This window comes from Streptomyces sp. NPDC053432 (assembly GCF_055585365.1).
This window is the reverse complement of sequence record NZ_JBVJKF010000009.1, coordinates 19,083-44,970: the sequence shown is the minus strand read 5'-3', so window position 1 is coordinate 44,970 and position 25,888 is coordinate 19,083. Positions and strand designations below refer to the sequence as shown.

31 protein-coding genes are annotated in these 25,888 nt (G+C 70.1%); 13 read left to right on the top strand and 18 right to left on the bottom strand.

Annotation, left to right across the window (positions count from 1 at the left end):
- Window positions 1-132: 132 nt before the first annotated feature.
- Window positions 133-1,449, bottom strand: a complete 1,317-nt coding sequence (locus ACZ6Y1_RS16915; RefSeq protein ID WP_469629312.1) for a PhoH family protein — start codon at window positions 1,447-1,449, stop codon at window positions 133-135.
- A gap of 347 nt (window positions 1,450-1,796) precedes the next feature.
- On the bottom strand, window positions 1,797-2,558 hold the full coding sequence (locus ACZ6Y1_RS16910) for an isoprenyl transferase (RefSeq protein WP_376661642.1): 762 nt from the start codon (window positions 2,556-2,558) through the stop codon (window positions 1,797-1,799).
- Between the two features lie 133 nt (window positions 2,559-2,691).
- Here ACZ6Y1_RS16910 and mgrA point away from each other — a divergent pair, with 133 nt between their 5' ends.
- The gene (gene mgrA / locus ACZ6Y1_RS16905) at window positions 2,692-3,729 is read left to right on the top strand and encodes an L-glyceraldehyde 3-phosphate reductase (RefSeq protein WP_469629305.1); all 1,038 of its coding nucleotides are present in this window, start codon (window positions 2,692-2,694) and stop codon (window positions 3,727-3,729) included.
- Between the two features lie 131 nt (window positions 3,730-3,860).
- On the opposite strand, the gene ACZ6Y1_RS16900 is transcribed toward mgrA, so the two are convergent.
- Complete coding sequence (locus ACZ6Y1_RS16900) at window positions 3,861-4,694, bottom strand: prepilin peptidase (protein WP_469629303.1); 834 nt, start codon at window positions 4,692-4,694, stop codon at window positions 3,861-3,863.
- 277 nt (window positions 4,695-4,971) lie between these two features.
- Here ACZ6Y1_RS16900 and ACZ6Y1_RS16895 point away from each other — a divergent pair, with 277 nt between their 5' ends.
- The 3 genes from ACZ6Y1_RS16895 (at window position 4,972) to ACZ6Y1_RS16885 (ending at window position 7,641) form a co-directional block, all read left to right on the top strand.
- Window positions 4,972-5,340, top strand: coding sequence for a DUF192 domain-containing protein (locus ACZ6Y1_RS16895; protein WP_469629298.1), 369 nt, complete (start codon window positions 4,972-4,974; stop codon window positions 5,338-5,340).
- Window positions 5,341-5,399: 59 nt separating this feature from the next.
- The gene (locus ACZ6Y1_RS16890) at window positions 5,400-6,017 is read left to right on the top strand and encodes an SMI1/KNR4 family protein (protein ID WP_469629295.1); all 618 of its coding nucleotides are present in this window, start codon (window positions 5,400-5,402) and stop codon (window positions 6,015-6,017) included.
- Window positions 6,018-6,330: 313 nt separating this feature from the next.
- Window positions 6,331-7,641: an ABC transporter substrate-binding protein gene (locus ACZ6Y1_RS16885; RefSeq protein WP_469629292.1), complete on the top strand. Its 1,311-nt coding sequence runs from the start codon at window positions 6,331-6,333 to the stop codon at window positions 7,639-7,641.
- Window positions 7,642-7,800: 159 nt separating this feature from the next.
- Here the strand turns inward: ACZ6Y1_RS16885 and ACZ6Y1_RS16880 are convergent, their stop codons facing one another.
- A complete protein-coding gene (locus ACZ6Y1_RS16880; protein ID WP_469629289.1) occupies window positions 7,801-8,430 on the bottom strand; it encodes a hypothetical protein in 630 nt (209 codons plus the stop codon).
- A gap of 145 nt (window positions 8,431-8,575) precedes the next feature.
- On the opposite strand from ACZ6Y1_RS16880, the gene ACZ6Y1_RS16875 reads away from it, so the two are divergent.
- Window positions 8,576-9,703: a serine hydrolase domain-containing protein gene (locus tag ACZ6Y1_RS16875; RefSeq protein ID WP_469629286.1), complete on the top strand. Its 1,128-nt coding sequence runs from the start codon at window positions 8,576-8,578 to the stop codon at window positions 9,701-9,703.
- A 49-nt stretch (window positions 9,704-9,752) separates the two neighbouring features.
- On the opposite strand, the gene ACZ6Y1_RS16870 is transcribed toward ACZ6Y1_RS16875, so the two are convergent.
- The 3 genes from ACZ6Y1_RS16870 to ACZ6Y1_RS16860 form a co-directional block, all read right to left on the bottom strand.
- A complete protein-coding gene (locus ACZ6Y1_RS16870) occupies window positions 9,753-10,082 on the bottom strand; it encodes a nuclear transport factor 2 family protein (RefSeq protein ID WP_469629283.1) in 330 nt (109 codons plus the stop codon).
- 144 nt (window positions 10,083-10,226) lie between these two features.
- Entirely contained in the window at window positions 10,227-11,030 is an 804-nt protein-coding gene (locus tag ACZ6Y1_RS16865; protein WP_469629280.1) for a polysaccharide deacetylase family protein, read from the bottom strand.
- A gap of 195 nt (window positions 11,031-11,225) precedes the next feature.
- Window positions 11,226-12,815, bottom strand: coding sequence for an MDR family MFS transporter (locus tag ACZ6Y1_RS16860; protein WP_469629277.1), 1,590 nt, complete (start codon window positions 12,813-12,815; stop codon window positions 11,226-11,228).
- A gap of 134 nt (window positions 12,816-12,949) precedes the next feature.
- Between ACZ6Y1_RS16860 and ACZ6Y1_RS16855 the strand changes: the two genes are divergently transcribed.
- Window positions 12,950-13,582, top strand: a complete 633-nt coding sequence (locus tag ACZ6Y1_RS16855) for a TetR/AcrR family transcriptional regulator (RefSeq protein WP_469629274.1) — start codon at window positions 12,950-12,952, stop codon at window positions 13,580-13,582.
- A 58-nt stretch (window positions 13,583-13,640) separates the two neighbouring features.
- On the top strand, window positions 13,641-14,456 hold the full coding sequence (locus tag ACZ6Y1_RS16850) for a class I SAM-dependent methyltransferase (protein WP_469629269.1): 816 nt from the start codon (window positions 13,641-13,643) through the stop codon (window positions 14,454-14,456).
- A gap of 3 nt (window positions 14,457-14,459) precedes the next feature.
- Here ACZ6Y1_RS16850 and ACZ6Y1_RS16845 read toward each other — a convergent pair whose 3' ends face one another.
- A complete protein-coding gene (locus ACZ6Y1_RS16845; RefSeq protein ID WP_469629266.1) occupies window positions 14,460-14,924 on the bottom strand; it encodes a nuclear transport factor 2 family protein in 465 nt (154 codons plus the stop codon).
- Window positions 14,925-15,051: 127 nt separating this feature from the next.
- Between ACZ6Y1_RS16845 and ACZ6Y1_RS16840 the strand changes: the two genes are divergently transcribed.
- The 4 genes from ACZ6Y1_RS16840 to ACZ6Y1_RS16825 all read left to right on the top strand — a co-directional run bounded on the left by ACZ6Y1_RS16840 (window position 15,052) and on the right by ACZ6Y1_RS16825 (window position 17,805).
- Entirely contained in the window at window positions 15,052-15,591 is a 540-nt protein-coding gene (locus ACZ6Y1_RS16840; RefSeq protein ID WP_469629263.1) for a TetR/AcrR family transcriptional regulator, read from the top strand.
- Between the two features lie 191 nt (window positions 15,592-15,782).
- Window positions 15,783-16,064, top strand: a complete 282-nt coding sequence (locus ACZ6Y1_RS16835; RefSeq protein WP_469629258.1) for a hypothetical protein — start codon at window positions 15,783-15,785, stop codon at window positions 16,062-16,064.
- A gap of 145 nt (window positions 16,065-16,209) precedes the next feature.
- The gene (locus ACZ6Y1_RS16830; RefSeq protein WP_469629255.1) at window positions 16,210-16,848 is read left to right on the top strand and encodes an HdeD family acid-resistance protein; all 639 of its coding nucleotides are present in this window, start codon (window positions 16,210-16,212) and stop codon (window positions 16,846-16,848) included.
- A gap of 69 nt (window positions 16,849-16,917) precedes the next feature.
- Window positions 16,918-17,805 carry a S41 family peptidase gene (locus tag ACZ6Y1_RS16825; protein ID WP_469629252.1) on the top strand — a complete coding sequence of 296 codons (888 nt, stop codon included), beginning with the start codon at window positions 16,918-16,920 and terminating at the stop codon, window positions 17,803-17,805.
- Here the strand turns inward: ACZ6Y1_RS16825 and ACZ6Y1_RS16820 are convergent.
- Together ACZ6Y1_RS16820 and ACZ6Y1_RS16815 are read right to left on the bottom strand one after the other, a co-directional pair.
- Window positions 17,802-18,482, bottom strand: coding sequence for an NIPSNAP family protein (locus tag ACZ6Y1_RS16820; RefSeq protein ID WP_469629249.1), 681 nt, complete (start codon window positions 18,480-18,482; stop codon window positions 17,802-17,804). The genes ACZ6Y1_RS16825 and ACZ6Y1_RS16820 overlap by 4 nt on opposite strands.
- Window positions 18,483-18,547: 65 nt before the next feature.
- Window positions 18,548-18,859 (bottom strand): hypothetical protein, encoded by a 312-nt coding sequence (locus ACZ6Y1_RS16815; RefSeq protein WP_469629246.1) that lies wholly within the window; start codon window positions 18,857-18,859, stop codon window positions 18,548-18,550.
- Between the two features lie 841 nt (window positions 18,860-19,700).
- Between ACZ6Y1_RS16815 and ACZ6Y1_RS16810 the strand changes: the two genes are divergently transcribed.
- Window positions 19,701-20,552 (top strand): helix-turn-helix domain-containing protein, encoded by an 852-nt coding sequence (locus ACZ6Y1_RS16810; protein ID WP_469629242.1) that lies wholly within the window; start codon window positions 19,701-19,703, stop codon window positions 20,550-20,552.
- A 6-nt stretch (window positions 20,553-20,558) separates the two neighbouring features.
- Window positions 20,559-20,756: a hypothetical protein gene (locus ACZ6Y1_RS16805; RefSeq protein WP_469629239.1), complete on the top strand. Its 198-nt coding sequence runs from the start codon at window positions 20,559-20,561 to the stop codon at window positions 20,754-20,756.
- On the opposite strand, the gene ACZ6Y1_RS16800 is transcribed toward ACZ6Y1_RS16805, so the two are convergent.
- The 8 genes from ACZ6Y1_RS16800 to ACZ6Y1_RS16765 form a co-directional block, all read right to left on the bottom strand.
- Window positions 20,753-21,337: a S1 RNA-binding domain-containing protein gene (locus ACZ6Y1_RS16800; protein WP_469629236.1), complete on the bottom strand. Its 585-nt coding sequence runs from the start codon at window positions 21,335-21,337 to the stop codon at window positions 20,753-20,755. The genes ACZ6Y1_RS16805 and ACZ6Y1_RS16800 overlap by 4 nt on opposite strands.
- Window positions 21,338-21,534: 197 nt before the next feature.
- The gene (locus tag ACZ6Y1_RS16795; protein ID WP_469629233.1) at window positions 21,535-22,071 is read right to left on the bottom strand and encodes a nucleoside/nucleotide kinase family protein; all 537 of its coding nucleotides are present in this window, start codon (window positions 22,069-22,071) and stop codon (window positions 21,535-21,537) included.
- 9 nt (window positions 22,072-22,080) lie between these two features.
- Window positions 22,081-22,719, bottom strand: coding sequence for an OmpA family protein (locus ACZ6Y1_RS16790; protein ID WP_469629230.1), 639 nt, complete (start codon window positions 22,717-22,719; stop codon window positions 22,081-22,083).
- 4 nt (window positions 22,720-22,723) lie between these two features.
- On the bottom strand, window positions 22,724-23,311 hold the full coding sequence (locus ACZ6Y1_RS16785) for a hypothetical protein (RefSeq protein WP_469629227.1): 588 nt from the start codon (window positions 23,309-23,311) through the stop codon (window positions 22,724-22,726).
- A 30-nt stretch (window positions 23,312-23,341) separates the two neighbouring features.
- Window positions 23,342-23,986 (bottom strand): pilus assembly protein TadG-related protein, encoded by a 645-nt coding sequence (locus ACZ6Y1_RS16780; RefSeq protein WP_469629224.1) that lies wholly within the window; start codon window positions 23,984-23,986, stop codon window positions 23,342-23,344.
- Window positions 23,983-24,195: a hypothetical protein gene (locus tag ACZ6Y1_RS16775; RefSeq protein WP_469629220.1), complete on the bottom strand. Its 213-nt coding sequence runs from the start codon at window positions 24,193-24,195 to the stop codon at window positions 23,983-23,985. Before ACZ6Y1_RS16775 ends, ACZ6Y1_RS16780 begins: the two co-directional genes overlap by 4 nt.
- Window positions 24,196-24,305: 110 nt before the next feature.
- Window positions 24,306-24,992, bottom strand: a complete 687-nt coding sequence (locus tag ACZ6Y1_RS16770; RefSeq protein ID WP_469629218.1) for a response regulator — start codon at window positions 24,990-24,992, stop codon at window positions 24,306-24,308.
- A 3-nt stretch (window positions 24,993-24,995) separates the two neighbouring features.
- Window positions 24,996-25,886 (bottom strand): DUF5936 domain-containing protein, encoded by an 891-nt coding sequence (locus ACZ6Y1_RS16765; RefSeq protein ID WP_469629971.1) that lies wholly within the window; start codon window positions 25,884-25,886, stop codon window positions 24,996-24,998.
- Window positions 25,887-25,888: the final 2 nt, after the last annotated feature.

Here is a 25,888-nt window from a genome sequence, read left to right as displayed (position 1 = left end):
CACACCTGCGCCGTTGCCGCCGATTCGGCGAAAGGGCTGTGCAGCACGGCGCCGCCCGGCTAGGCTCTCGGGCCTTTGCCGGGCGGCGCCAACTCTCTTTCCCGCTATGGGCGTTTTACCCCTCTGCGCCCCTTACAGCGATTCGAGCATCTCCGTGACGAGCGCCGCGATCGGGGACCTCTCGGAGCGGGCCAGCGTGACGTGCGCGAAGAGCGGATGCCCCTTCAGTTTCTCGACCACGGCGACGACTCCGTCGTACCGGCCGACCCTGAGGTTGTCGCGCTGGGCCACGTCATGGGTGAGAACGACCCGCGAATTCGCCCCGATCCGGGACAGAACGGTCAGCAGGACGTTCCGTTCCAGCGACTGGGCCTCGTCCACGATGACGAACGCGTCGTGGAGCGAACGGCCGCGGATGTGCGTGAGCGGCAGGACCTCCAGCATCCCGCGGTTCAGCACCTCCTCGATGACCTCCTTCCCGGCCACCGCCGAGAGGGTGTCGAAGACCGCCTGCGCCCAGGGGCTCATCTTCTCGGAGGCGTCACCCGGCAGATAGCCGAGGTCCTGGCCGCCCACCGCGTACAGCGGCCGGAAGACCATCACCTTCTGGTGCTGCCGGCGCTCCAGCACCGCCTCCAGCCCCGCGCACAGGGCCAGCGCCGACTTGCCGGTGCCGGCCCGGCCGCCCATCGAGATGATCCCGATCTCGGGATCGAGGAGGAGGTCGAGCGCGATGCGCTGCTCGGCGCTGCGGCCGTGCAGCCCGAAGGCCTCGCGGTCGCCCCGTACGAGCTTGACGTTGCCGTCGGCCGTGACCCGGCCGAGTGCCTTGCCGCGCTCGGACATCAGGACCAGTCCGGTGTGCACGGGCAGTTCGGCGGCCTCCGGCACGTAGAGCCGGTCCTCGGAGTAGAGGAGGTCGATCTGCTCCCCGGAGAGGGAGAGCTCGCTCATACCCGTCCAGCCCGCGTCCGTGATCGCGAGCTCGGCGCGGTACTCCTCCGCGAGCAGGCCCACCGAAGAGGCCTTGATGCGCAGCGGGAGATCCTTCGAGACGACCGTGACGTCGTAGCCCTCGGCCTGGAGGTTGCGGGCGACCGCCAGGATGCGCGAGTCGTTGTCCCCCAGCCTGAAGCCGGCGGGCAGGACACCCGGGTCGGAGTGGTTGAGCTCGACGCGCAGGGTGCCGCCCAGATCACCCAGCGGGATGGGGGCGTCGAGGCGACCGTTGCGGACCCGGATGTCGTCGAGCAGGCGCAGGGCCTGGCGCGCGAAGTAGCCGAGTTCGGGATGGTGCCTCTTGGCCTCCAGCTCGGTGATCACCACGATCGGGAGCACGACCTCGTGCTCGTCGAAGCGGGAGATCGCGTTGGGGTCTGCCAGCAGGACGCTGGTGTCGAGGACGTAGGTCCGCCTGTCGGGCAGGCGGCGCTTTGTGCTGGTCACCACGGAAGGACGTACCCCCTCGGAAGAGGTCGGGCCATGAAGACCGGACCGGTCATCGGCACCCATGCCGGGCCGATTTCCGGCCCTCCCACTCCGTCCGTGCGAACCGCACGTGCGTCCTGGTGCAAAGGGCCTCCCGGGCGGACGGCCCCATGCCGTCCGCTGAGACTCGACACCCGTGGATCGGGCATCGACCTGAAAGGGATATTCCCCGATCAGGCCAGGCCATGCCTTGGCATATGACGGACGCTCGGTGAATCCCTGGTGAAGGGTTGCGGGAGGTGCCGTGCCGGGGCCCGAGGCGCCGTCAGGCGCCCTGGGGGGCGGAGGGGCTGGAGGGGGCAGGGGCCTCAGGTGCCGTAGCGCCGGTGGCGGGCCGCGTAGTCGCGCAGCGCGCGGAGGAAGTCGACCTTGCGGAAGGCCGGCCAGAAGACCTCGCAGAAGTAGTACTCGGAGTGCGCGCTCTGCCAGAGCATGAATCCGGACAGCCGCTGCTCGCCGCTGGTGCGGATCACGAGGTCCGGGTCGGGCTGGCCGCGCGTGTAGAGGTGCTCGGCGATGTGGTCGATGTCCAGGATCTCGGCGAGCTCCTCGAAGGAGGTGCCCTTCTGCGCGTGCTCCAGGAGCAGCGAGCGGACCGCGTCCGCGATCTCCTGGCGGCCGCCGTAGCCCACGGCGACGTTGACGAGTATCCCGTCGATGTCCTGAGTGGCCTGCTCGGCCTCCTTCAGGACGGTCTGCGTCTGCGAGGGCAGGATGTCCAGGTTGCCGACGTGGTGGACGCGCCAGCGGCCGTCCGCGGCGAGGCCCCGCACGGTGTTTTCGATGATGTTGAGCAGCGGACGGAGCTCGACCTCGGGCCGGTCCAGGTTGTCCGTGGAGAGCATCCACAGGGTGACGACCTCGACGTCGGTCTCGGTGCACCAGCCCAGCATCTCGGAGATCTTGTCGGCCCCGGCCTGGTGGCCCTGCTCCGTCGTGCCCCCGGACGCCTTCGCCCAGCGCCGGTTCCCGTCCAGGATGACGCCGATGTGCTTGGGCGCCGCGTCATGGTCGAGGCGGCCTTCCACCCGGCGTGCGTAGAGCCTGTACACCAGGTCGCGCAGCTTCACGATCTTCCAGCCCCTCCGTGCAATGCCCCCGTGCGATTGCGGTGCGGTCCCACCCCCGAGGCGGCCACATTACTGCGCGCCGGGAGGGGGTACCCAACTCGGTCTGTCACAACTCCGTGATAGGGAGGACAACGTGACTGATACCAATCCCTATCGGGCAGAACCCTCGCGCTACGACTCCATGGAGTACCGGCGCACCGGCCACAGCGGCCTCAAGCTCCCGGCCATCTCCCTGGGCCTGTGGCACAACTTCGGCGACGACCGGTCCCTGGCCTCCCAGCGGGCGATCCTCCGCCGGGCCTTCGACCTCGGCGTCACCCACTTCGACCTGGCGAACAACTACGGCCCGCCCCCCGGCTCGGCCGAGCTGAACTTCGGCAAGATCTTCGCGCAGGACTTCGCGCCCTTCCGCGACGAGCTGATCCTCTCCACCAAGGCCGGCTACCACATGCACCCGGGGCCGTACGGGGAGTGGGGCAGCCGCAAGTACCTGCTCGCCTCGCTCGACGCCTCGCTGAAGCGGATGGGCGTGGACTACGTCGACGTCTTCTACTCGCACCGCTTCGACCCGGACACCCCGCTGGAGGAGACCATGGGCGCCCTCGCGTCCGCGGTCCAGCAGGGCAAGGCGCTGTACGTCGGCGTCTCCTCCTACACGGCGGAGCAGACGGCCGAGGCGGCGAGGATCCTGCGCGACATGGGCGTGCGCCCGCTGATCCACCAGCCCTCGTACTCCATGATCAACCGCTGGACGGAGGAGGACGGCCTGCTCGACACCCTGGAGGAGGCCGGCATGGGCTGCATCTCCTTCGCGCCGCTCGCGCAGGGGCTGCTGACGGGCAAGTACCTCAAGGACATCCCGGCGGGCTCGCGGGCCACCCAGGGCAAGTCCCTGAACCCGGCGCTGCTCTCGGAGGACGTCGTACGGCGCCTGGGCGGGCTCAACGAGATCGCCGCGCGGCGCGGCCAGTCCCTGGCGCAGCTGGCGCTGACGTGGGTGCTGCGCGACGAGCGGATGACGTCGGCCCTGATCGGCGCGTCGAGCGTGGAACAGCTCGAAGAAAACGTGGCGGCACTGGCCGGAGACCGGCTCTCGGAGGCCGAACTGGAGGAGATCGACTCCTTGGCGGTGTCCACGCCCGGCACGAACATCTGGGCCCAGCGCGGCTGACCTGCGAGTTTGCCCGAAGGGCCGGGAGAACGAAAAACGGGCCGGTCCGTGGGGGGGATACGGACCGGCCCGAGGGGGGGGTTCCACCATAACCCTTCGTAAAGCGTGATGCGTGCATTGCGGCGACACGATTACGCTCCGAAACCGCCCAGCAGCACTCCGGTGAGTGCTCCGGCGGCCATGAAGGGGCCGAACGCGAAGGCGCGCTTCCGGGCTTCCGGGCCCTTCAGGGCCTGTGGGAGCCCGTAGAGGGCCCCGTAGAGGAACCCCAGGAAGGCCCCGGCGGCCCATACCCCCCACCCGTACCACCCAAGAGCGACACCCACCGAGAGCGCCAGCTTGACGTCGCCGAAGCCCATGCCCGCGGGGTTGATCAGGAACAGCAGGAGGTACGCGGCCCCGAGCGCGCCGCCGCCGAGGAGCGCGCCCCGCCAGTCGCCGGCGGCGCGGGGCAGCAGGGCGGCCGCGGCGAGGCCGGCGGCGGCGGTGGCGGCGAGCGGGAGGGTCAGTACGTCGGGCAGCCGGTGCACGGCCCGGTCGACGAGGGCGAGCAGCACGAACAGCGGCGCGAGCCCCACGTACACCCCCGCCTCGGGCCGCACCCCGACGGCGCCCGCGATCCCGGCGCAGACCGCCCCGACGAGCGCGGCCAGGGGGGCACCCCGCCGCCCGTAGGCGTGCGCGGCGCCGGCGGGCGGTACGGCGCCGACATGCGCCACGGCGTCGGCGGGCGGTGGCGCCGGTGGCTCCCCGCCCGGCCGGGGCGCCCGTAGCGCCGCCTGCCGGGCGTCGGCGTCCGTGCGGCAGCGGGCCGGGCCGAGCCAGCCGGCCAGCCGGTGGCCCTGCGGGCAGCTGTCCCGCCAAGGGCTCCCGGGCTCGACGGAAAGCCGGTACACCGCCCGCGGCAGCAGCCAACCGGCGGCGGCGCCGTAGCCCGCGGCGAGAACGATCAGCACGACACCCATCCGGCGACGGTAGCGCCGGACGGGTGGCCGTGGGTGCCGCTGCGCGGGGCCTTTCCCCCACCCCGCCCCTTCCCGAACCGGGGCTCCGCCCCGGACCCCGCTCCTCAGACGCCGGAGGGGCTGGGTGTGCCCCCGGCGGGGCCGGAGATCCGCCGCAGGCATCTCCAGCCCGTCCGGCGTTTGAGGACCGGGGTCCGGGGGCGGAGCCCCGGGGAACGGTGGAAGGGCGGGTAGGGGACCGGCCCCGCGCAGCGGCCCCGGCCCCTAACCTGACCGCATGGCGAACTGGCGGGACGCGCACGGCACGCTCACGGTGGAGGGGACCCGGGTCCCCCTGGAGGTCGCCGCGAGCTACCGCGCCCGCACCCGCGGCCTCCTCGGCCGCACCGGAATCACCGGCGCGCTCCTCCTGACCCCCGCCGCCTCCGTGCACACCTTCCGCATGCGGTTCGCCATCGACGTCGCGTACCTCGACCGGAACCTGCGCGTGCTCGCCGTCACCACCATGGCCCCCGGCCGCCTCGGCCTCCCCCGGCCGCGTTCCCGGCACGTCCTGGAGGCCGAGGCCGGGGCGATGGCCGCGTGGGGCCTGCGGGTCGGGGCGACCGTGGAGGCGGATGTGCCCGGGCGTCTCACGCACGGCTAGGCGAGGCTCCGCACCGGCGGTAGGTTGGGGCGGTTGAGCTGGGGTCTCAGGGGAGCGGCATGACGGAGAACGCGCGGGTCAAGGCGCTGGAGCAGATCATGCCGGCGACGCACGGCGCAGACGAGGACATCGACTGGCGGGCGGCCGAGTCCGCCTGGGGGACCCGCTTCCCGGCCGATTTCGTCGCGTTCATGGGCCGCTTCGGCGCGGGCTCCATCAACGGCGAGGCCAGCATCCTGCTTCCGCTTCCCAAGCCCGGCCTCCAGTGGGCCCCGGCGGAGATGGCCGAGGAGACCGCCAACGCCCGCCAGATCTGGGAGGACGAGGGCGGCCGGGCCGCCTTCGACGTGGACCCGGAGTCGATCCTCGCCTGGGGCGTCACCGGCGGCTCGGACATCCTGTGCTGGCTCACCTCCGACCCGGACCCCGACCGCTGGCCGGTCCTCGTCTGCGGGCGGCACACGGCGGACGCCTTCGCCGTCCATCCGTACGGCATGGCCGAATTCCTGTACCGGCTCTGCTCCGACGAGTTCGACGTGAGCCCGGTCAGCATCACCTTCTGGGACGGCGGCCACCTGAGCTTCGTGCACTGGCGCAAGGCCCAGCGCCGTTGGCAGGAGGGCCGCAACCCGGAGACCGGCGAGCCGGACCCGTACGCCGGCGACTTCACCGACTGACCGCCGCCCCAGCCCGGTCCGGCCCCGGACACCTGCAGGCACCTCCCGGCCCCTCGGGCCGGTTCCAGCCCGTTCCGAAACAGGAAACGGGCTTTTCGGCATGTCTACGCGCGTCCGAATTGTGGATCGCATATCGGAAAACACAATAAGAAAAAGCCCCACTTGGAGCATTGAACACAAGTGAGGCCCCAATGGAACCAACCCACCCCCCTTCGGGAGAGAATTCCGGCCAACGGGCCACGGAGGGACACCCCAGCCCGGAGTGACTCATAAGTAGCATCGCCAGCCAAAAGAAATTCAGGGGAATACACCCGTGCGACGAAGGATTTTCGGAGCGCCCGCCACAGCGGTCGTGCTCGGTCTGTCGGTAACTCTGACCGGATGTGGTGAGGACTCCGGGGACGCCGCCGACGGCGAGGGCACCCTGCATCTGGTGGCCGCCGAATACGGCGACAACCCGGCCACGAGTTCCAAGGCTTTCTGGGACAAGGTGACGTCCGATTTCACCACCGCCCACCCCGGCATCAAGGTCGACGTGAAGCTCCTGCCGTGGGCCGACATCGACCGCGAGGTCTCCCGCATGGTCAAGGCCGGCAAGGCGCCGGACATGGCCCTCATGGGCTCGTACTCGGACTTCGCTGCGGAGGGAAAGCTGTATTCCGCGGACGAGCTCCTCTCGGTCACCGCCGAGGCGAACTTCCTGCAGCCCCTCGCCGAGGCCGGTTCCGTCGGGACGACCCTCTACGGCCTGCCCTTCGTGGCGAGCAGCCGTCTGCTGTTCTACAACGAGGCGCTCTTCGACAAGGCCGGCATCAAGAACCCCCCCAAGACCTGGGCCGACCTCAAGGCCGACGCGCAGGCGCTCAAGAACAAGGGGGTGAAGTTCCCGTACGCGATGCCCCTGGGCCCGGAGGAGGCGCACGCCGAGGCGCTCATCTGGGAGCTCAGCAACGGCGGCGGCTACGCGGACAGCAGCGGCAACTACAGCCTGGCCTCCGAGCAGAACATCCGGACCTGGAGCTGGGTGAAGCAGGAACTGGTCGGAAACGGTCTCACCGGGCCCGTGCCGCCGTCGCAGCTCAACCGGGCCGACGCCTTCGACGCCTTCCTGGCCGGTGACGTCGGCATGCTCAACGGCTATCCCTCGCTCCTCCACGAGGCGCGCGCCAAGGGCATCAAGGTCCGGACCGTCGAGATGCCGGTCTCGGACAACCTGGGCGCCGGGGAGACCCCTCCGACGGTCGGCGTGGCCGACTGGATGATGGCGTTCAAGCAGAACGGCAACCGCAAGGCGATCGGCCAGTTCCTGGACTTCGTGTACCAGGACAAGAACCTGTCGGAGTTCGCCAGCCGGTACCACCTGCTGCCGTCCACCACGTCCGCCTCGCGCGCCGCGGGCGGCAACGGCGCCGACGGCGGCGACGGCGGCATCGACAAGAACGACACCCAGTTCCTGACCGCGCTGCGCGGCGCCCAGCTCTACCCGGTCAACGACCCGACCTGGGTGACCGTCAGCGACACCATCAAGCGCAACATCGGCCGCGCGGTCGAGCCCAACGGCAACCCGAAGGCCGTTCTGGAGGAGATCGCCGCCAAGGCGAACGAAGCCTCCAAGAAGCACTGAAGGACCCCCTGATCCGGGACCTTCGCCCCCTGCCACGGCGCACCCCCTGCGGCAGGATGGGCATGACGGCACTCGATCCGAGGCCGCGGCCCGGTCGCCCGCCCAGCACCCACAAGGTGCGCGGGGCGACAGGCCACCTCCCCTGCGCGACCCCCTCCGTCAGCGCTGCCGACCCTGGTCCTGGGCGAACGCCGTGCGGTACTGCTCGCAGCTGGAGTCCCAGCGCAGCGTGCCGTTGAGCGTCCCGTAGCCCGACCGCGTGACGGACCATTCCACCGTGTACTCACCGGTGTCACACGCGATCCGCTTGTCGCCCGCGACCTTCGCCCGCCCCGTCGCCGGCTTGCCCGTCAGCTCCTGGTGCACTTCCGCCGCCTTCGCGCGGTCCCCCGCGCGCCGCAGGACGGCGTGCACGACGATGGGGTGCTTGCCGTCCTTGGTCGTCAGCGCCTTCTTGACCACGGCCGAGTCCGACACCGCCCACGCGAACTCGTAACCCGGCTGCCAGGCCAGGGTCTTGGGGTCGGGGACCTGCCGCTCGTAGTCCGGCGCGGCCGCCGGGCCGGGGCGGGTGACCGTCTTGTACTGGATCCCCGGGTGGAAGCGGAACTGGGCCTCCACCTTGTGCATCTCGTCCTTGGTCCACATCGACTTCATGGCCTTCTCGCCGTCGGACGGGTCCTGGAGGTACGAGGTCCCCTCGGCGGCGGTGGCCGCCTGGCCGAGGGCGGGAGCGAGGGCCGCGGCGGCGGTGGCCAGGGCGAGAGCTGCGATGCGGGTGCGCTTCATGCCCGGTCCAACGGGGCCCCGCGGCGGGCCGGAACGACACCGGGCGCGCATTCACCCGTACGGGAGCCCGTGGAGCACGGAATATCCGGTGACCGGCGCCGGTTGGCGGATCCCTGACGACTGCAAATGATCTACGGGGGATCCGATGGGCGTGCGCGTGAACGGAACGGTGGCCGCGGGCTGGGAACCGGTGCGGGAGGAGTTCGAGGCCTTCGCCGCAGCCGAAAGGCACTCCCCCGAGGCACAGTTCGCGGTGCACCACGGGGGCCGGCGGGTAGTCGACCTGTGGGCGGGCGAGGACACCGACGGGTCCACCCTGAGCGGGGTGTACTCGGTCACGAAGGGTGCGGCGCACCTGGTGGTGGCGCTGCTCGTGCAGGACGGCGTACTGGAATGGGACCGTCGGGTGTCGGCGTACTGGCCGGAGTTCACCGGGGACGGCAAGGAGCGGCTGACCCTGCGCGGGCTGATCAGCCACCGGGCGGGGCTGGTCAACGCCGACGAGGGCTTCGACTACCACGAGCTGGCGGACGACCCGCTGGTCGCCGCGCGGCTGGCGGCGCAGAAGCCCTTCTGGGAGCCCGGGACCGCGTACGGCTACCACGCGTTCGTGATCGGCGCGCTGACCGGCGAGGTGGTGCGGCGCGCGACGGGCCGGTCGATCCAGGAGATCTACGAGGAGCGCGTGCGCGCCCCGTACGGGCTGGACCTGTACCTGGGTCTGCCCGAGTCGCTGGAGGGCCGCTGGAAGCCGGTGCTGCCCATGCTGCCGACGCCCGAGCAGGCCGCGGCGCTGGCGGAGCCGAAGCCGGAGCTGCTGCTGGTCGCCTTCAACGCGCACCGGGAGCCCCCGATGGACCTGGTCGTGCACGCCAACCACCCGAGGACGCGCCGGCTCGGCCCGGCCTCGGCCGGCGGGATCGGCACGGCGCGCGGTGTCGCGGCCCTGTACGCGGCGGTCATCGGGGAGGTCGACGGCCGGGCCCCGCTGCTGCGGGCGGAGACGGCGGCCGAGATCGCGAAGCTGCACACGCCGGGCCGGGACCTCGTGACCTCGGAGCCGGACCACTTCGGGCTGGGCTTCAAGCGGCTCCCGAACGTGGGCCCGCAGGCCTTCGGGCACAGCGGCGCGGCGGGCGGTCTCGGCTGGGCGGATCCGGTCACGGGTGTCGCGTACGGCTACACGCGCCGCCGTTTCGCCTTCCCGGGCGGGGCGGCGCCGGAGAACGGTCGCATGACGGCGGCGGTGCTGAAGGTGGTGCGGGGGCTGTAGCCCGGGCGGGGCCGGCCTGCGCGGGGCGCCCGCACGCCGGGCGGCCCGCTCAGGCCTGGCCGGTTTCGATGCGGCTGATCTTTCCGCCGCCGGGGGCGATGAAGAACCGCCAGAGGGTGCGCATCTCCCCCCAGGTGTCGTTGCGGAATTCCGCGACGAGGCTGCGGCCGCCGTCGGACTCGGTGAGGACCTCCATGTGGCCGCCGACGTCGAAGATCTCCTTGTCGATCCACTGCTGGAGGTCGCGGTCGGATCCGTCGTCGGACATCGTCGCGTCGCCGGTCAGGAGGGCGAGGAAGGCTTCCCTGTCGTGCGCGTTGATGGCGCTGACGAGGGCGCCGACCACGGGGTCGGAGAGTTTGCCGGGGGCGATGGCCATGGGGCATCCAGGTGGCTGTGGCGGACGGGGTGCGAACGGGTGCACGTACGTACTTACGCGCCCGACCAGGGAACACCCCGAACACGGCCGCATGGCCGACCCTCACCCGTTCGCCGCCCGACGGCGTGTCAGGCGGGCGGCGGCTCAGGACGTACGGACCGGGAAGCCGGTCGGCCGGCCCTGGTCCCTGAGCCAGGCCAGCACCTGGTCGAGCGCCTCCACGGTCTGCGTGCGGTTGCCGCCGCCGTCGTGGAAGAGCACGGTCGGGCCGTTGCCGATCTCGCGCTTCACGGCGTCGACGACGGCGGCCGTGCCGGGCTTCTCGAAGTCCTTGGTGTCGACGTTCCAGCCGAGCGGGCGCATGCCGTTCGCGGCGGCGATGCGCCGGCTGTCGGGGGTGAACGCGCCGCCGGGAGCCCGGTAGTACTCCACCTTCGCACCGCCGCCCGCGGCTTCCTCGATCAGCTTCTTCGCCTCCAGGATCTGCTGCTCCTGGTAGGCGGGGGGCTTCTTGTCCATGGACGTGTCGTGGGCCATGGTGTGGTCGCAGAGCCGGTGTCCGGCGGCGACGACCTGCTTGACCACGTCGGGGTGGGCCCTGGCCTGCGGTCCGATCATGCAGAAGGTCGCCTTCGCGTCGTACTTCTTGAGCACGTCGAGCACCTTCGGGGTCCACCGGGGGTCCGGGCCGTCGTCGATGGTGATGTTGACCGCGTCCGCGCCGCCCTCCGAGGCGTGGGCTATGGACTGGGGTATCCCCTGCTGCGGCTGCCGTCCTGACTGCTGGTCATTCTTCGCGTCGGCGCCGGTGCCGGTCTGCCGCGACACGTTCCGCTGCGGGTCCTTGTGTCCCGAGTCGACGAAGGCCGCCACTCCCCAGACCGTCGCCCCCACGGCGACGGCCGAGGCCACGACGGCCGCACGGGCCCGGATGCCCTGCTTGTCCATGCTGTCCACTCCCCATCCGCCTTGTCAGCGTCCCTGTGGATCAGGACGATCGGGACAGCGGGGAGGTTCCAGCCAATTGGGCCGTAAAATCCAGCTAATGGGACAGACGGGACTGGTGTGACCAGGCAGAAAGGCCCGGCCCCGGTGGACCAGAGGTCCGCCGGGGCCGGGCCGTTACTCTGCCGTCGTCACCCGTCAGTGGGCGAGCGACTCCTGCTGCGCCGGGGCGGACGCGCCGCCCTCCGCGCCGCCGGCCGGGGCCGGGCCGGCCCCCCGCAGCGGGACCTCCTTGACGAACCAGGCCGCCAAGAAGCCCAGTACGGCGATGGCCGCGCCGAGCAGGAACGCGGAGTGCGTACCGGCAGCCACCGCGTGCTGGTAGGCGTCGCGCACGGCCTCCGGCAGCTTGGCCAGGCTCGCGGCGTCGAGCTGGGCCGAGCCGGCGGCGTTCGCGGCCTGCGGGCCGAGGCGCTCGGACATGGTGTCCGTGACCCGGCTGGTGAACAGGGAACCCATCAGGGCCACGCCGAAGGAGCCGCCGAGCGTGCGGAAGAGGGTCGCGGAGGAGGAGGCGACGCCCATGTCCTTCATGTCGACGCTGTTCTGCGCGACGAGCATGGTGATCTGCATCAGGAAGCCGAGTCCGGCGCCGAGCACGGCCATGTAGAGGCCGGAGACCAGGCGGGTGGTGCCGGTGTCCATCGTCGCCAGCAGGAACAGGCCGACGACCATGAGCGCGCCGCCGACGATCGGGAACACCTTGTACTTGCCGCTGTTGGTGGTGATGCGGCCCGCGATCAGCGAGACGACCATCATCGAGAGCAGCATGGGCAGCAGGAGCAGGCCCGAGTTGGTGGCGGAGGCGCCCTGCACGGACTGCTGGAACAGCGGGAGGTAGAGCACGCCGCCGAACATCGCGAAGCCGACCAGGAAGCCGATCACGGACATCAGGGTGAAGTTGCGGCTGCGGAAGATGTGCAGCGGCATGACCGGCTCGGAGGCCTTGGTCTCGGCGTAGACGAAGGCGGCGATCGACAGGACTCCGAGGACGATCAGGCCGATGATCTCACCGGAGCCCCACGCGTACTCGGTGCCGCCCCAGGTGGTGACGAGCACGGTGGAGGTGATCGCGACCGTCAGCAGCGCCGCGCCGAGGTAGTCGATCTTCGGGCGGGCCTGGTCCGTCCGCTTGGGCAGGTGCAGCACGGCCGTCACCATCGCGAGCGCGACGGCGCCGAGGGGCAGGTTGATGTAGAAGGACCAGCGCCAGCCCATGTGGTCGGTGATGGTGCCGCCGACCAGCGGGCCGCCGATCATGGCGAGGGCCATCACGCCGGCCATCATGCCCTGGTACTTGCCGCGCTCACGGGGCGGGATCAGGTCGCCGATGATCGCCATGACGCCGACCATCAGACCGCCGGCGCCGAGGCCCTGGATCGCGCGGAACCCGATCAGCTGGCCCATGTCCTGGGCCATGCCGCTGAGCGCGGAGCCGATCAGGAAGATGACGATCGAGGTGAGGAAGGAGCCCTTCCGCCCGTACATGTCGCCGATCTTGCCCCAGATCGGCGTGGAGGCCGCGGTGGCCAGGGTGTAGGCGGTGACCACCCAGGAGAGGTGCTCCAGACCACCGAGCTCGCCGACGATCGTGGGCATCGCGGTACCGATGATCATGTTGTCGAGCATGGCCAGCAGCATTGCGATCATGAGGGCCATGAGGACGACCCGAACGCTGCGCGGCTTCACCTCCCGGGAGGTTCCGGCCGATTTCGCCACGTCCACCATGTTCCACTCCCCGTGTGCTTCTTCTGGTACTTATTCGTTCACCGGCACTTACTTGCCGCCCGGCTAGTTCATTACACTGGGGACGGTAGACCCGTAACTTGCCGGGCGTCAAGTAAGTAAGTCTGAGGAGAGTCATGTCCAGCAGCAGTCCGCAGCGGCGCCGTGGCGACACGCGTCAGCGCATCCAGGACGTCGCACTGGAGCTCTTCGCCGAGCAGGGCTACGAGAAGACGTCGCTGCGCGAGATCGCGGAGCGGCTGGAGGTCACGAAGGCGGCGCTGTACTACCACTTCAAGACCAAGGAAGACATCATCATCAGCCTCTTCGAGGACGTGACCCGTCCCATCGACGAGCTGATCGCGTGGGCCGAACAGCAGCCGCCCACCCTGGAGACCAAGCGCGAGGTGCTGCGCCGCTACAGCGAGGCGATGGCGGCCGGCGCCTCGCTCTACCGCTTCATGCACGAGAACCAGGCCACGACCCGCGAGCTGAGCATCGGCGAGACGGTCAAGGCGCGCCTCTTCCGCCTGATCGAGCTGCTGCGCACGGAGGACGGCCCCGTCACGGACCAGGTCCGCTGCGTCAGCGCCCTGTTCACGCTGCACGCCGGGATGATGTTCCTGCAGCACGTGGAGGCCGACCCGGAGGAGACCCGCAAGGCCGCCCTGGAGGTCGCCACGGACCTCATCACCCAGGCCCACCAGGCGCCGCAGCCCACGGCGGGCGGCGGCCGGACGGGGCCGGGGGCGCACGGCGCCACCCGATAGGCAGACAGGCCCAGCGCGGCACCATGGGGGCGTGCGGGGCGGCCTGTACGTTCCGGGCATGTCCGCCAGCACGGTCACCACGACCACCCCCGCGACCCGCAAGTCGCGTCACCTCTACGACGCCTGCCCGCTCTGCTCGGCGGCCGACATCTCCGAGCTGCGCACGGGCGACTGCTCCCACCACGCGCTCTACAAGCCCGTCGTCTCACCGCTCATGGTGTGGATGCGGTGCGGCGCGTGCGAACACGTCTTCACCGAGGGCTACTTCACGGACGAGGTCTGCGCGGAGGTCTTCTCCTCGGCCCACCCGAACCAGCAGCCGGGCGCGGACTTCGAGCAGAACCGCTACGTCTCGGCGCGCATCGTGGAGCGCGTCGCCCGGTACGTCAGCGACGGCACCTGGCTCGACGTCGGATTCGGCAACGGCTCACTGCTGTTCACCGCGGAGGAGTGGGGCTTCCGGCCCGAGGGCCTCGACCTGCGCCCCGCGACGGCCCAGGGGCTGCGCGCGCTCGGCATCGACGCCCACTGCGCCGACCTCACCACCCTCGACGAGCCCGGCCGGTACTCCGTGATCAGCCTGGCCGACGTACTGGAGCACATGCCGTACCCCGGCCAGGGCCTGGTCGCCGCGCACCGGCTGCTGCGGGAGGACGGCGTGCTCTTCGCGTCGATGCCCAACTACGGCTGCGCGGCCTGGCGCCTGCTCGACGCGCGCAGTGCCAACCCGTACTGGGGGGAGCTGGAGCACTTCCACAACTTCAGCCGGGCCCGCCTGTACGCCCTGCTGGAGGAGCACGGCTTCGAGCCCCTGCACTACGCGGTCAGCGAGCGCTACCGCGTGTGCATGGAGGTCGTCGCGCGCCGCCGGTGAGTCCTAGAGGGTGGACCCGGGCCGGCCGAGGCGGCGGTCCGCCTCCTCGATCGGGACGTCGTTGATGCTCGCCTCCCGCCGGCTCATCAGGCCGTCGGGGGCGAACTCCCACTGCTCGTTGCCGTGGCTGCGGTACCACTGGCCGTCGGCGTCGTGCCACTCGTACTCGAAGCGCACGGAGATGCGGTTGCCGGTCCAGGACCAGAGCTCCTTGCGGAGGCGGTAGTCCAGCTCGCGCTCCCACTTGTCGGCGAGGAACGCGCGGATCTCGGCGCGGCCGGTGAGGAAGCGGTCGCGGTTGCGCCAGACCGAGTCCTCGGTGTACGCGAGGGAGACGCGCTCGGGGTCGCGACTGTTCCAGGCGTCCTCGGCGGCCTGGACCTTGGCGCGCGCGGACTCCTCGGTGAAGGGCGGCAGGGGCGGGCGCACGGCGGTGGCGGTACCGGTGGCGGCCTGTGTGTCGGTCACGGTGATCCATCCCTTTCGGCGGGAACGGCGGAACGGCGGAACGGCGGAAACAACGGGAGAACGCTCGTTCTCACACTCTAGAGAACGAGCGTTCTCCCCGCAAGGAAATCTGCACTACCCTGCCCGTATGGACGACGAAGAGGCCCGCACCCGACTGCTCGACGCGGCGGAGGAGCTGTTCTACGCGGAGGGTGTCCAGGCCGTCGGCATGGACCGCATCCGCGCCGGCTCGGGCGTCCCCCTCAAGCGGCTCTACCGGCTCTTCCCCTCGAAGGAGGCCCTCGTCACGGCCTATCTGGAGCGGCGCGACCGGCGCTGGACCAGCAGCCTGCGCGAGGCCGTGACCGGGTCCCCGGAACCGGTGGCGGCCGTCTTCGACTGGCTGGCGGGGTGGTTCTGCGAGCCGGACTTCCGCGGCTGCGCGTTCCTGAACGCGTACGGGGAGCTGGGCACCGGCCCGGCCGCGGTGCTGGACGTCGTACGCCGCCACAAGGCGGAACTGCGCTCTCTGCTGGGCGAGTTGACCGGTCCGGACCGCCCGGGGCTGGCGGACCAGCTGCTGATCCTGGTCGAGGGCGCCACGGTGGTGGCGGCCCTCGACCCCGGCCCGGAGCCGGCCCGCCGGGCGCGGGAGGCCGCCGAGCGACTGCTCACCACGACCGGCTGAGCCGGGGGGCGGGGCCGGGGGGGCCGGGGATACCGGCTTCGCCGGCGGCGGGGGGACCGGCCGGGCGGCCGGCCGTTCCGGCATACGGCGTACCGAGGGGTGTCACGGGCCGTCAGAGGCCGGGGCCGGCCCTAGGTTCGCACCGCGGACCACCGCCCCTCCCCCTCCGCCCAGGAATCGAGGAATCCGAGATGGCAGTTCTGGTCTACAACCGGAGCGCGGACTGGACCCAGGAGCTCTACGAGGCCGTGAACGAGCGGGTGCTCCCGGACCCCGGGAACCCGCCCGCCGGGCTCCTGGTGCACACGGCGTCGGCGGACGAACGGGGCGGCTGGATGGTCGTCGACGTATGGGAGTCGGAGGCCGACTACCAGCGCTTCTTCGAGGACACCATCCTCCCGGCCGCCCAGGCCCTCGGGGCGCCGCCGTTCGACACGCACATCAGCGAGATCTTCTACCACCTGATCCCGTAACCGGAGCGTCGAGCGCGCCCCGGACAGCCACCCGTTTCCGGCAAGCCGCAACGAACCGCCCTAAACTGGCCGTGAAGGGTAAACAGGGCCCGTCCGGCGCCTTCGGGTGCCACCGCGGGCCGTTCGGCTGGCCCAGGAGGCGGTGATGGCCGTATCCCCCGACACGGGACCGCAGTACAACCACAGCGACCCCGAGGACACCCTCAAGCAGATCGGCGGCTCGTGGCACTGGGCGCTCGGCCTGGCCCTCGCGACCCTGATCCCGGGCATCCTGGTACTCGTCTGGCCCGACGAGACCCTGCACATCCTGGCCGTGATCATCGGCCTGCAGCTCCTGGTCGTGGGCGGCTTCCGCTTCGTCGCGGCCTTCACCCACAGCCGCGACGGGGGCGGCAGCAGACTGGCGGCCGTCCTGATCGCCATGCTGGCGATCCTCGCCGGCGTGCTGGTGCTGCGGCACCCCATGCAGACGATCGGCGCGCTGTCCCTGATCGTCGGCATCTTCTGGCTGCTGGCCGGGGTGCTCACGACGTACGTCGCGATCGCCGACCGCTGGCTCGTGCACCGCGGGCTGACCATCGGTCTGGGCATCCTCGGCATCGTCGCCGGCATCGTCGTGCTCTGCTTCCCGGTGGACTCCGCCGTGGCACTGACGCGGCTGCTGGGCCTGTGGCTGGTGCTGCTGGGCGTGTTCGAGGTCGTCATGGCCTTCGTACTGCGCTCGGCGACCCGCCACCTCGTGGCCCCTCCCGCCCCGCCGCGCCCGTCCATGCCGCCGGACTGATCCATGCCGCCGGGCTGAAAGGAAAACTCGCTGGTCCGTCGAGTCGGCGTCCGCCTAACATGACCGGCCATGCCAACCAACGGACACATAGTCGAGCAGGCCCTGGCCCGGATCACCGCGGGCTACGTCTTCCCCGACAAAACCGCCGCCATCGACGAGGCGATCCGGGCGCGGATCGCCTCCGGCGCGTACGAAGGCCTGGACGACCGGGAGCTGTGCGAAACGGTCACGGCGCACTTCCAGGAGGTCTGCCCCGACAAGCACCTGCGGCTGCTGTGGAGCGAGGAGCCCCAGTCGCTGGAGCCGGTCGACGACGACGGCGGCGAGGCCGCCTTCCTGGCCCTCCTGCGCTCGCAGAACCAGGGCATCCGCCGCGTCGAGCACCTCGACGGGAACATCGGACTCATCGAGCTCGGGCGCATCGCGACCGCCATCGAGGGCGCCGGCGCGATCGGCGCGGCCATGCAGCTCGTCGCACACAGCTCGGCGCTCGTCCTGGACCTGCGGGCGTGCCTGGGCGGGTCGCCGGAGGGCGCGGCCCTGTGGAACAGCCACTTCTTCCCCGACGACCAGGTGCACCTGCACGACATCTACGACCGGGGCAGCGACTCCACCCGGCAGTTCTGGACCTCCGCCCATCTGCCCGGACCGCGCTACGCGGACGGCCGCCCGGTGTACGTGCTGACGAGCGAGATCACGTTCTCCGGCGGCGAGGACGTGGCGTACACCCTGCAGACCCACGGCCGCGCCACGGTCATCGGCGCGACCACCCGCGGCGGCGCCCACCCGACGGCCCGCCACGCGGTCGCCGAGCACGTCCTGGTGACGGTGCCGACGGCGCGCACCATCAGCGCGGTGACGGGCACCAACTGGGAGGGCGTGGGGGTCGTCCCGGACGTCCGGGTCCCGGCGGACCAGGCGCTGGAGACGGCTCTCAAGGCGGCCCGGGAGAACTAGGACCGCCGCCCTCCTACGGGCTCCAGCCGGAGCTGCCGCGGCGCCGACTCCAGGTGGGCCGAAAGGTCCGGCAGGACCGGCGCCCGCCCCGCGGTGAACCAGAGCAGGACGTCCTCACCGGTCCGGACCGGCAGCGCGGGGAAGGTGTTCGGCGCGTGCTCGGAGCGGTGAACCGCGAGCGGCGGGGTCCCGGCGGCGGTCAGTGCGGGGCGCAGGCGGCGCTCGAAGAGGCGGACGAAGGCCGCGGTGTCCCGGGGGTGGCAGATGGTCACGGCCACGGGGGCCGCGGCATCGGCGGCCGCGGTGTCGGGGGCCGCGGTGTCGGGGGCCGCGGCGTCGTCAGCCGCGGCGCCCGGGGCCTCCGGGGCCGCGAAGCCCGGCCCGCGCAGCAGGAGGACGTCGTCGGAATCCACCATGGTCGCGTTGGCTCGCGTGCGGTGGGCCTGCCAGACGGGACCGTCGTAGAAGGCGTGCAGCGCCCGCTTCCGCGCCTCCATGTCCGGGAAGGCGCGCAGCCAGACGAACCGGTCGGGGTCGTCCAGATCCCGGAACCGGCCGCCCACGGTGATGCCGACCGCCTCCTGCCCGGTGACGAATTCCCGCTCGAAGAGGCCGACCAGGGTGTCCCGGGCGCCGGGGTGGAGGGTGTACTGCCGGAGTTCGACGATGAGGTCCATGGCCGGGAGGCTAGGCGGCGAACCTGACACCTCCTGTCAGGGATCCCGCGCCGATACGGCGAGTCCTAGCCGAACATCACGCTGCGCGGGAGGGCCCGTCCGAATTCGCGCGCCTCACCGGGAGCCATCGTGACCAGTACGTCCTCGCAGCCGCGGTCGGAGTAGAGGGTGGCCGCCGCGTTGGTGCCGTTGAGCGCGCCGGTCGCGCCCTGGAGCAGGAGCCGGCATTCGCCGTTGGCCGGGGAGATGATGTCGAGCCCCCCGGACTCGGGCGAGAAGTAGCCGAACGTACCGGTGGCTGCGCCTGCGGACGCGGGCAGGGTGACGACGAGTGCGGCGGTGGTGAGGACTGCGGCGAGGCAGTGACGGAGGCGCATCGCACCAGGGTGTCGTACCGCCACGCCGTGTTGACCGGAGAAACGATCTTCCCTCACCCGTTCGGCGGGCGCGGGGGCCGATGCGGCAACGTGGCCCAGGCGCGGGTCCCACCACCGGGCTCCCGCGAGGGCCCGAGCCCCCAGTCGCCGCCTGGTCGCGTACGAGTGCCGAGAACACCCGCAGGGTCGAGCGGCGGCGGGCCTCGCAGAGCGCGGCGAGTCGGGGGTGGGCGTGGGTGGGGTGCCCGTCGTAGACGATGACGCGCAGCGCGTCGTCGCGGTAGCGGACGGACAGGTACAGCTCCCCGTACGGGTCCATCCGCCAGGCGGAGCCGAGCAGTTCGGACGCGGCCTGTACGGCGGTCGGTTCGAGTGGGTCGAGCGCGTACGCCCGCAGCGCGGCCCGCACGGCCTGCCGGGCGATGCCGGCGGAGCGGGGGGAGGCGGGCAGGGTCATGCTGCAGGAGAGCTCCGCCTCGTCGGGGCCGTGCCCGGGCCGTGCCCCGGAGTCCGGGGCGACGGGGCAGGCGGAGGGGGAGGTGTTGGGGTACGGGGTGAGCATCTTCGGCTCCCAAGTCGTCATCGTTCATGGACGGATTGGCTTCGGAAGCTCGACGCGCACGAGGGCTCACGCACGGACCGTTCGCATGCGGCATGGGTGGCGGGTATGTGGCTCGTCCCCCGGACAGGGCAGGGCATGCCCAGGGGATGCACTTCAACTCGCCGTACGTAAGCGGTGCATTACCCACTGTAAGGCAGAGCGTGATGTCTGCACCACCGTTTCCCGTGATACCTGCACCACCGATGGACCGGGCGGGCCGCTTCCGTGCACACTGCCCTCATGCCACCCAGGACGTCTCCGACGTACCGTCAAGCAAGGCTCGGGGCCGAGCTGCGCAAAATGCGCCTGCACGCGGGTGTGACAGCCGAGTTCGCGGCTGGCCTGATCGGCATCGACCGGGGGAAGATCCCGAACATCGAGTCGGGGGTCCGGACGCTGAGCCCGGACCGCCTGCGAACCCTGGCCGCCAACTACGGCTACACGGATGAGGCTTACATCGCGGCACTGCTCGCGATGGCACAGCCGAGGACGCGCGGCTGGTGGGACGAGTACCGGGGCAAGGTGTCGGCCGGCATGCTCGATATCGCCGAACTGGAATGGCACGCAACACAGCTGCACACGGTGCAGACGGTGCACATTCCCGGCCTGCTCCAGACCGAGGAGTACGCACGCGCCATTTTCAGCGCTGTCCTGCCGGAGCTGCCCCGGCTGGAGGTCGAGCTCCGGGTCACTCTCCGCCAGGAGCGGCGCCGCGTACTCGACCGCCCGCACCCACTGCCCTACACGGGCTACGTGCACGAAGCGGCCCTGCGCATGCACTTCGGCGGACGGCGGACGGCCCGCGCCCAGCTCGACTTCCTGAGCGAGCAGAGCACTGCCGAGAACGTCACTATCAGGGTCCTGCCCGTCGCGCGGGGTATCTTCCCCGGCGCCGGACACGCCCTGCTGTACGCCGAAGGAGTGGTGCCGCAGCTCGACACGGCACAGCTCGACTCGGCGCACGGGCCGGAGTTCATGCACGCCGAAGGGCAGCTGTCCAAGTACCGCAGCCACCTGAGGTGGATGGAGGCGAACGCGCTCGACGCCGCGGCGTCCCGGGACTTCATCCACCGAGTCTGCAAGGAACTGTGAGGGGTCATGGCCGACATCAGCTGGGAAGCGCCGTATTGCGGCGAGGGCAACAACTGCTACCGGATCGGGGTCGACGGGGCCGGCAACAGCTACATCGCCGTCGCCGGCCGGGAGGACGCGTACCTCACCGACACCACAGACGCCCTCCGCGAACTGATCCGCGCCATCAAGTCAGGCCAGGCGGACCACCTGCTGGCCGACTAGCGTTCCGACCGCACAGGCCCGGACGAGCTGTGCCGTCGAGAGAGAACCACTCTGCGCCGCTCCCGGTCGACCTCGGTGACGACGACCCTGACCTCGTCGCCGGTCTGGACGACATCTGTCGGACTCTCCACGGGCGTCGACGCGAGCTCCCGGAGGTGGACCAGTCCCTCGATCCCGTCGGCGACCTGAACGAAGACGCCGAAGGGGAGCAGCTTGGTGACCCGTCCGCGCAGTTCCTGCCCCACCTCGGTGCGGTCGGCGAATGCCTGGAAGGGGTCCGGCTGTGTGGTCCGCAAGGACAGTCTGGCTTCCAGGTTCCACGTGTCGAACTGAAGGAACTCGGCTGAGACGCGCTGTCCGACCCGCACGACGCCGAAGGGTGTTCTGTCCCATCGCCAGGACAGTTCGGGGATCGTGATGAACCCGACGCCGGGGAAGACCGGGTGGTCCGGGCCGTCGTCCAGCGCGACGAACACCCCGAACCGTTCGATCGCTGCGACGGTGCCGGAAAGCATCTCTCCGTGGTGCAGCGATTCCAGAAACGCCCACAGTTCCGGGTTCTCGGACTGTCCACCCATCATGCACGCAGCCTTTCACAAGGACCTGCGCACTCGGCGGGGAGGACGGAACGGCGGGTGCAGGCGCGCAAAGGAAGCGGGCGGGCTGCGGGCTCCTTGCGTTCGGCGGCCGGGGCGCCGCGACGGCGGGCGTTGGCGTTGCACCGGCGCAGACAGGCGTGCGGGGGTGGGGCGTGGGGCTGCTTGGTGCGCCCGCCATGTCACCAGCCCGCGGCCGCCACCACCCGCTGCGCGAGCCACGGCACCGTCCGCCCGTCGGTGGCGACGCGGACCGTTCCGGGTGGGGCATCCCGCTCCAGTACGGCCGCGGCCCGCAAGCTGCGCTCGATGTGGACCGCGAGCTGCGAGCCGATCTCCCGCCGGGCCAGTCGCTCCCGTACCGTCGCCTCGCGCGCGGTGAGCAGCACGCAGGTCGTACGGATGGCGACGCTGGCGGCACCACGCACGGCCCGGTGGATCAGCGGGAGGTCGAGGATGCTCACGGTGTTGGTGTAGACGAGCCGGTGTTGCCCGAGGGCGGCGTAGTTCGCCCAGACGGAGGCGAGGTTCCGCTCGGTGATCCCGGCGCGGTCGGGGTCGCCGTCGGGCGCGGGGTGGATCTGGTCGAGGAGGTCGCCCTCCATGTAGCAGTGCGCGGTCCCCCGCCGGCGGAGCAGATCGGAGACCTCCCAGCCGACGGTGGACTTCCCCACGCCGGAACCACCGCCGATGAGCAGCACCTCGTAGGCCGGCGTCATGGCCGCCTGCTAGCCGGCCGTTCCGCGCGGGAAGGTGATCTCGACGCGGCGGTTCTTCTTGCGGCCTTCTTCGGTGCTGTTGTCGGCGATGGGGTAGTCCTCGCTGTAGCCGCGGACGTCGAAGACGACGTTGGGATTGGTGACGGTCTTGGCGAGCTCGGCCTGGACGGCGTCGGCGCGCTGCTTGGAGAGCTCCTTGCCGTGTTCGTAGCTGCCCTGGTCGTCGGTGAAGCCGAAGACCCTGATGCGGGTGGCTTTCTGGGTGTTGATCTCCTGCGCGATGGCCTGGATGCGGGCGGCGGCCTGGGCGTTGAAGACGGCGCTGTTCTCGGGGAAGAGGACCTCGGACTGCAGCGCCATCATGACGGTCTGGTTGGTCTCCTGGCGGCGCTGCTCGCCTCCGAGGTCTTCTACGACTTCGACCATGTCGAGCACCTTGGGGGCGGCGAGGGTACCGCCCTGCGGGAGCTTGAGACGCGGAGAGTTCGACTTCACAGGCGTGGGTAGGGCAGCAGACGGTTCCGTGCCGGGCGGTGCAGACGGTGTGACTTCGTCAGCCTGGGCGCTTGTCACACCTACGAAGTGGGCGCTGGCTATGACGAGACCGACGAAGGCCGTGGCAGCGGTGGTGCGGTGGCGTGTGGTCATGGGGTCACCCAGAGATTTTGATGGTGGCCGCGGCAAACGTCGGCATGCCGAACACCACCTCCGTTGTCGTGGTCGGCGGAGCCGGAAACTGCGCGAAGAACGGAACGGAAGTACCGGCATCGATGGGTGCCAGATCAGCGGTGCATGCACACCTGCCCTCTGTGTCTCGAAGTACGTAGTAGCGCTTCTTACCCGCACTGTCGACGAGAGTGACACCGGCAATGGACGCCGGGCTTGCGTTCAACTCCTTGCCACGCCATGCGGCCATCTCGGAGAACGTCTGCGACCCAGTGTTCTTGATCTTTCCGCTGACGGTGAGGTACCCGTCCTGGTCACGAACAGCAGAATTGATCTCCATGACGACACCCGAGGGTCCTTGCGCCGTGGCCAGCACTTGCAGCGGGGCCTCACTCTTACCGCCCGTGGGGGCCGGCTTCTGAGCTCCGGCATCTCCGTCTGACGACGTGGTGGCCTTTTGAGGTTCCTTGGGCTTCTCGGCATTGCCACCGCACCCGGTCAACGCGAGGCCCAACACCGCCGCTACCACAACGGCCGTTCCTCCGCTGACCCTCGCCTTCTGCCGAATGCCCATCAACTCCGCTTCCTCATTTCTTTCTCGCTGTCAGTTGACCAGTCGTACGCTGAAGAGCTTCCTCGTCAGCTGTGTCAGGGGGCCCGGATCCTTCGGATCGAGTGTGACTTCCCCTCCGCCTTTGCACCGGAACTTCAGAGCGGCGGGCTCCGTTGAGCCGCCACCTCCAGGTGACGGTGTGGGAGATGGGCTTGGGCTAGGCGCTGGGGTGGGCGCTCCAACGAGCGAGCAACGCGATTCGATCACCGCTTTGGCTTTGGCCTCGCCATGCACGGCCTCACTGCCTGGGATCACCGAGTCGCCCACAGTCCGCTTTGTTGTCACCGAGACTTCGAACTCGGGGATCTCCGCTTGGCAGACGGCAGTGGCGCCATTACTGGCGGCGAAATCACGCGCCTTTCCGCAGGCCCCCTGTGCGTTCAGGCGCAACCCCTTGAGGACCTGCTCCCAGTCCTCTGGTTCTAGATGCAACAGATCCACGCCCCTGAAGGCGTTGTCCCGGGCTTCCCGTGCGGCGGCGAGCGCGGCTGCGTCTGCGGCACCCTGAGCCTCGCTGCGGGTGGCCCCAGCCATGCCAACGACGACGAAGGCGAGCGCGGCAAAGAGCAGGCCCGTGATCACCAAAACGTAGATGGGCAGGGCCTGCCCTCTGTCCCGCCCGCCCTCCGCAGTCACTTGCTCGACGTGATACTCGTCAGTGCCTTCGAGATCGCGTTGGCAATGTTCGCCGCAAGGCCCGTGCCCACGATGGCCGCAATGATCAAAACGATGATCACGATGATCCCGAGGTACTCGAAGACGGTCTGCCCTTCGTCCCCGCCCCTCCGTCCCTGCAGGCGCATCTGGCCTTCGACAATCGCCTTGAGCAGCTTGGGCTTCTGCATGGTGGTCCCCTCCAGGGCCGGCGCCGTAGTCGATTCGCGGACGGTACGGCGAGTTACCACTCGTAACCAAGGGTCCCGGGACCCAATTACGGACCCACTGCGCACTCTGTCTACCCATGACCGGACACCCCCGGACGGGCAGTTCCCAGCCACCGGGCTATCGCCTCGCTCCGTGTCGCGCTCTGGAGCTTCGCGAAGATGCGGTTGATGTGGTTCTTGACCGTCTTCTCGCTGATGAAGCAGGTGGAGGCGATCTGCTGGTTGCTCATCCCGGATGCGATCAGGTCCATGATCTCCTCCTCCCGCGAACTCAGCCCGAAGACAACAGAGTTGCTCAGCCGCTCAGAAGACTGTGCCACATCTCGTTGCGGATGCGAAGAGGCTCGAAGCTCCGCGAGCAACGCGCTCGCCGCCGTCGGGGTGAAGTGCGGGCGACCGGCGGGCACGTCTCGGACCGCGCGCAGCAGCTCGTCCTCGGTGAACTCGCCGTGAACGAGGTAGCCGTCGGCCCCCAGCAGCAGGGCCTCCCGTACGATTTCGGCCTCCTGGCTGTAAGTCAGCATCAGCACCGGAGCCAACTGCACCAGGTGCGGCAGTGCGGAGATCCCGTCCACACCCGGCATCCGGACATCCAGCAGGACCAGATCCGGAGCATGCCTGCGCGTGAGGCTCAGCGCCTCTCGGCCGTCCGCGGCCTGGGCTATCACCTCGATGTCCTCTGATCCGCACAGAATGGCCTGCAGGCCCGCCCTGATCACTGGGTCGTCATCGGCGATGAGCACGCTCAGTCGTGCCATGGCTCACCCGCCCCCGAGCAACGCGCCAAAGTCGACATCAGCCCCGTATACGAAGCCGCCGATCAACAAGATCATTGTTCCTGGCAGCATGAACGTCGTGACGGCGAGCGTCGCCCTCGGCACGGCTCTCGCAGCCCGGCGCCGCGCGTTCTGGGCGTCCGTACGCCGCATGTCCTCAGCAATCGCGATCAGCGTCTCGACGATCGGGGAACCAAGTTCCTCACCCTGCTGCAGAGCAGTGACGAACTGCGCGACTTGCTCGCTGTCGTTGCGTCGACGCAGTTCGTCGAAGGCTTGACGGCGACTGACGCCCATAGCCATCTGCTGGAGGGTGATCCGGATCTCGTCGGACCAGGGGCCCTCATACTTGTCCGCCACCCTCTCCAGAGCAGGGCGGAAAGCGAGCCCTGCGCTCACCACCACAGCGAGGACATCGAGGAAGTCCGGCAAGGTTCTCTCGATGTGATCGCGACGGATGCGGATCGCCGACCAGAGGCCTACCTCGATCCAGAAGAAGCCGAAGGCGACCATAAGCAGCGCCAGGAGTAGTTGGCCGTTCATGAGCATCGCGACGGCGCCGACAGCGCCGAGGAAGGCGTACACCGCTCGACGCGCGGCGTAGCGGTCGATGGTGAGACCGGACGGGTTTCCGGCGGTATCGATCTGGCGGCGCTTGCGCGCGACCCGGGCAGGACCCATCAGGCGCAGTATCAGCGGCGCGTAACGGATGCCCGCGCGGTCGACGATCGAGCCGACGACAGTCGTACGGGTGGCTCCTACCTCAAGGGCCAGGGCGAGGTCGGTGGGGAGTTTGACGTCGGCCCGGTAGAGCCGGATGCCCTGGAAGGCTCCGAAGACCGATACGGCGACGGCCAGTGCAAGGATCAACGCGATCA